Annotated in this window: 6 protein-coding genes; 2 read left to right on the top strand and 4 right to left on the bottom strand. The window is 70.6% G+C overall.

Translation table 11 applies throughout. The features are described from left to right. Nucleotides 1-314: 314 nt before the first annotated feature. Both AC07A6_RS40820 and AC07A6_RS40815 read right to left on the bottom strand, forming a co-directional pair. Nucleotides 315-854 (bottom strand): VOC family protein, encoded by a 540-nt coding sequence (locus tag AC07A6_RS40820; RefSeq protein ID WP_478780470.1) that lies wholly within the window; start codon nt 852-854, stop codon nt 315-317. Next, a complete protein-coding gene (locus tag AC07A6_RS40815; RefSeq protein ID WP_362472023.1) occupies nt 851-1,051 on the bottom strand; it encodes a hypothetical protein in 201 nt (66 codons plus the stop codon). Before AC07A6_RS40815 ends, AC07A6_RS40820 begins: the two co-directional genes overlap by 4 nt. Before the next feature lie 97 nt (nt 1,052-1,148). Between AC07A6_RS40815 and AC07A6_RS40810 the strand changes: the two genes are divergently transcribed. Both AC07A6_RS40810 and AC07A6_RS40805 read left to right on the top strand, forming a co-directional pair. Then, nucleotides 1,149-1,427 (top strand): helix-turn-helix domain-containing protein, encoded by a 279-nt coding sequence (locus tag AC07A6_RS40810; RefSeq protein WP_478780469.1) that lies wholly within the window; start codon nt 1,149-1,151, stop codon nt 1,425-1,427. Beyond that, nucleotides 1,424-1,987, top strand: coding sequence for a hypothetical protein (locus AC07A6_RS40805; RefSeq protein WP_478780468.1), 564 nt, complete (start codon nt 1,424-1,426; stop codon nt 1,985-1,987). Before AC07A6_RS40810 ends, AC07A6_RS40805 begins: the two co-directional genes overlap by 4 nt. Here AC07A6_RS40805 and AC07A6_RS40800 read toward each other — a convergent pair. Together AC07A6_RS40800 and AC07A6_RS40795 are read right to left on the bottom strand one after the other, a co-directional pair. Then, on the bottom strand, nt 1,969-3,120 hold the full coding sequence (locus AC07A6_RS40800; RefSeq protein WP_478780467.1) for a serine hydrolase domain-containing protein: 1,152 nt from the start codon (nt 3,118-3,120) through the stop codon (nt 1,969-1,971). The genes AC07A6_RS40805 and AC07A6_RS40800 overlap by 19 nt on opposite strands. 292 nt (nt 3,121-3,412) lie before the next feature. Continuing rightward, nucleotides 3,413-4,303: CAP domain-containing protein (locus tag AC07A6_RS40795; protein ID WP_478780466.1), on the bottom strand; the 891-nt coding region annotated here is incomplete at its 5' end.

Raw genomic sequence — 4,303 nt, 5'->3', positions numbered from 1 at the left:
TCGCCTTCGGCGACCCTTGACAGGCCGACCCGCCCCGGAAAGCCGAAAGACTGCCGGGAAACCCCCAAAGAAACGGCACGGTCCAGAGGAGAAGGACGGCCGTCTCAGGGACCAGGCGAGGGACCGGGCGCCGGCCCACCGGGCATCCGGGCCCTCAGAGGCCCGGTTTCCGGGTCGCGGGCGCGGCTACCCGCACCAGAGGGCGAACAGAGCAGCCCAGGGAACCGACAGGCGCAGCAGATCGCTACGCGCTCCTCCCGGCTCAGCGTCCGGCGACCGTCTTCGGCTGATGCCCGCACCAGAGGTCGGACGGGTCAGGGAGTGCCCGAGGCGATCTCCGTGCGGACGCCCTGGAGGGCTTCCTCGATGTTCTTGGCGGTGTGGGCGTGGCCGGTGAAGCCCTCGTGGGGGGCCGGATTGAGGCTCCAGCCCCAGCCCGTGGCGTCCTTGCCGTCGACCACCGCGAAGTCGTCGCCGATGGTGATGCTGACCGAGACGTCGCCGCCGGGGTGGACCCGTACGTCGGTCTGGGCGGTGTCGCCGAGGATGCGGCGGACGGTTTCGCGCGTGGTGGTCACGGGGCTTCGCTCCGGGGCGGTCAGGACGACCGTGCGGCCGTCGGGGTCGGTCAGGGTGCGGGAGGAGTCGCCGGTCAGGCCGAGGCGGAGGTAGCCCGTCTCGGGGCGGCGGGTGGCGGGGTAGAGCTCCAGGACGGTGCCGTCGGCGAGGGTCGCGGCGTAGTGGTCCGGGCCGTTGCCGTGGCGCTCCGGGACGAGGGCGAGGCCGAGGCCGGCGTAGAAGTCGCGGCACTCGTCCAGGCGGTTCGTGTAGATGACCAGGAGGTCGATGGTCATGCGGGGGTCTTCCGCCGCCCGAGCAGGGCCGTGACGCCCTGGAGGGCCAGGTCGAGGCCGCTGAGGACCGCCGCCACGGTCCACAGCGTGCGGTGGTCGGTCTGGGACGCCGCCATCGTGATCGCGCTGACGAGGCCGACGGCGGTGCACAGCGGACGCAAGTAGGGGTTGCGGGCGAGGAATTCGAGCATGGTCATCCCTCCGTCGGGCGGGGTATCCGCCAACTCGGTTTGCACACCGGGGTGATGCGGCACCCCCTGGTATCCCGCTCAAGGTATACATACCATTGGGGGTATGCCAAGGAAGAATGATTCCGACGAGCTCGAAGAGCGGGACCTCGCCTACCGGATCGCCCAGGCGGTGTACGACCGGCGGATGGAACTGGGCTGGTCGCAGCGCCAGTTGGCGGAGGCGGCCGGGATGAGGCAGCCGCACGTGTCGCGGCTGGAGGCGGCCAGGAGCCTGCCGAGCCTCGACGTCCTGCACCGGGTCGCCGAGGCGATGGGCACCGACCTCATGGTGTGCTTCGTGCCGCGCGAGGCGGCGAAGGCCGCGGAGGTGGTCGCCCGATGATTCTCAGAGTGCGGCACCGCCATGCCGGGTACCTGCTGGAGACGGTCGCGGCGGTCATCGTGATCGTCGCTCTCGTGCTCAGCCATGGGACGGGGCCGGTGGGTTTGCTCGTCTACGCGGCCGGCCAGTTGCTGATGATCGTTCCCGGCGCGATGCAGCTGTGGCACCACTTCGCGCCACTGTGCGAGGAGTGCATCAAGGTGATGCCCCTCAACCCGGCGGAAGCCGCGCGCGAGGACGGCGCGACGCGCCGGACGCTGTGGATGAACCACCTCCTCTTCGGCTCGCTCCCAAGGTTTGGCCTGCACCTGTTCACGACCACCTCCCTCGCGGTCCTGGGCTGTGCCCCGCTCTACTCCCTGCTGGGCATGGAGGGGGCGCAGCGGCGGGCGTACCTCTTCCTCATCGCCGGGATCGCCCTCACCGTGGCCACCACGTGGACGACCCGGACGCACAACCGCCTGGCGCCCTGGTGCCCGTACTGCGACGACGGGGACGAGGACGAGGACGAGCCTGTCGTGGACCCCACTGACGGGCGGGGTCAGCCGGCACCGGCCTGAGCGCGTCCGCACAACGCGTTCTCGATCAGGGCGCTGGCAGCCTTCTCCTGCTCCATCATGCGGTCCCTGCGCGCCTCGGACATGGAGACCACGACGCTGCGGGTGCCGTCTTCGGTGACGCCGTTGAGGGTGATGTAGCCGCCGTCCCCGCCCTCGTGGCTCCAATAGCTTGAGTTGCAGCTCTTGAGGGGGCGCTGGACCAGGCCGAGCCCGTACTTGCCTCCGGGCCACAGCTCCTGCGCCAGGCCGGTCACGTCGATGGTGTCCTTCATCTCGGCCATCTGCCGTGCCGGCAGCAGGCGGCCCGAGAGCAGTGCGCGGAAGAAGAGGTTCTCGTCCCGTGTGGTCGTGACCCAGCCGAGGTTCTCGTGGTCCACCGGGATCTGTTCGGTGACGTCCACGCGGGCACCGGGGCCGAAGAACTCGTAGGCCCGGGCGTGCGGCCGGGGCAGGGTGGGCGAGGTGCCCGTCCAGCGGGTCCGGTCGAGCCCGAGCGGGCGCAGGACGCGGTCCGTGATCTCCTGGTGCGCGGGGCGGCCGGCGGCCTTCTGGACGACCATGTCGAGCAGCACGTAGCCGGTGTTGGAGTACGCCCAGCCCACGACCGGCGCGTGGGCCATGGCCCGGGCCACCAGCTCCCCGGAGCCGTGGACCTGGTAGCGCTGCTGGTAGTACTCGGCCGGTGTGGTGTACCCGGGCAGGTCGTCCTGGATGCCGCTGGTGTGCTGGAGCAGCCGGCGGAGGGTGATCCGGCTGCCGTCGTTCCCGTTGCCCCGCACCACACCCGGGAGCCAGTGCTCGACCGTGTCGTCCAGGGACAGCCTGCCCTCGGCCTCCAGCTGGAGGACCACGACGGCGACCAGCGTCTTGGACGTGCTGGCCATGCGGAAGTAGCCGTCCGGGGAGACAGGGCGGCCGGTCTTCAGGTCGGCGGTGCCGCTGGTGGCGACCGACTGGCGGCCGTCGGGCCCGATCATGCGGGCCTGCACACCGCTGACGCCGAGGGCGTGGAGCGCCTCGGTGTCCTTGCGTAACTGCTCCGCGGGGGCGGGCTGGGCGACGGCGGTGGTCACCCCGGAGACGAGGAGTGCGGTGGTGGCCAGGGCCACGGCGAGGCGCTTGCGCGAAGTCATGCCGAAACGCTAGATCGGCGCGGGGGAACGGGCCGATCCGGCGACCCCCCGGACGCGGGGTGGGGCTGCCCCCCCTCAGCAGGTCGAGTGGAAGAGCCCGCCGACGGCCCCGGAAAGCACACAGGAGGGCTGGGGGGGGGGGAGGGGGTGTCGCAGGGGGGGCCGAGGCCCGCCAAGGAGAGAAGAGGGGGCGGGGGGGGGGTTGCCCCCCCCAAAGCGGGGGAGGGGAAAAAGCCGCCGGCCGCCCCCCCCGAAAGGGGGGTTTCTGGGCGTCGTGGGCCGTCGGCCTCCGTCAGCCCGCAAAGTCCTGCGTGATGTAGACGGTGCCGTCGGCGGCTGTCGCGATGCCGACCCCGACCAGCCGGTAGCCGGCAGTGGGAGGCGGGTTGTAGCTCCCGATGACGCCGTTGCTGTACGGGTTGTTCGGGTCATCGGGGTCGCAGCCCATGATGTTGTACTTGTGACCCCACTTTGACGCCTCGTCGTGGTTCATCCAGTCGTCCATGGCCCTTTCGAAGGTGTCACCCTTGCCCCAGTGAACGTTCTCGCCCTGGGCCCGGGCAGCCTCTGAACCCAGATCCCGATGGATCCGCCCCTGGTTCCCGTTGTCGTCCCAGGCCAGCGAGCCGTCACTGCCCACGTGACCGCGATTCGTCAACCCCTCGGCCGTGAGGTCCGGATGGGCGGCCAGGTCCTCGCTGTGGGCGCGCGCAGTCTCGGTGAGCTTCGGGTCGGTCCGCAGAGGAGTGCACCCGTACTTCTGGCGCGCGCTGTTGATCTGGTCGAGGAATCGCTGCTCGTCCGACGGCGGCGGTGGCGGGGGCTGGGGTTGGGCGCTCCCGCCGGGTACGGCGGCGCTGTTGGGCGGGGTGATGTTGAACTGGCCGTGTGTTCCCCAGGCTCCGTTGGGAGCGCTGTCCCACCAGTTCGATCTGACGGTTCCGTCGGGTCCTGCCCAGAAGACGTCCAGGTGGTTGTTCCGCTGGGCTACGGCGGTGACGCCCGTGTTGGGGGCGGCACTGTTGGGCGGGGTGATGTTGAACTGTCCGTGTGTTCCCCAGGCTCCGTTGGGAGCGCTGTCCCACCAGTTCGATCTGACGGTTCCGTCGGGTCCTGCCCAGAAGACGTCGAGGTGGCCGTCCCGCTGTGAAACGGCGGAGATGCCCGTGTTGGGGGCGGCGCT

This window comes from Streptomyces sp. NPDC044002 (assembly GCF_056434525.1).
The sequence above is the reverse complement of the archived record's forward strand: the minus strand, read 5'-3'. Positions and strand labels throughout refer to the sequence as shown.

Coding starts and splice junctions, on each gene's coding strand:
- AC07A6_RS40820 (WP_478780470.1), bottom strand. CDS start 854: ATGACCATCGACCTCCTGGTCATCTACACGAACCGCCTGGACGAGTGC.
- AC07A6_RS40810 (WP_478780469.1), top strand. CDS start 1,149: ATGCCAAGGAAGAATGATTCCGACGAGCTCGAAGAGCGGGACCTCGCC.
- AC07A6_RS40815 (WP_362472023.1), bottom strand. CDS start 1,051: ATGACCATGCTCGAATTCCTCGCCCGCAACCCCTACTTGCGTCCGCTG.
- AC07A6_RS40805 (WP_478780468.1), top strand. CDS start 1,424: ATGATTCTCAGAGTGCGGCACCGCCATGCCGGGTACCTGCTGGAGACG.
- AC07A6_RS40800 (WP_478780467.1), bottom strand. CDS start 3,120: ATGACTTCGCGCAAGCGCCTCGCCGTGGCCCTGGCCACCACCGCACTC.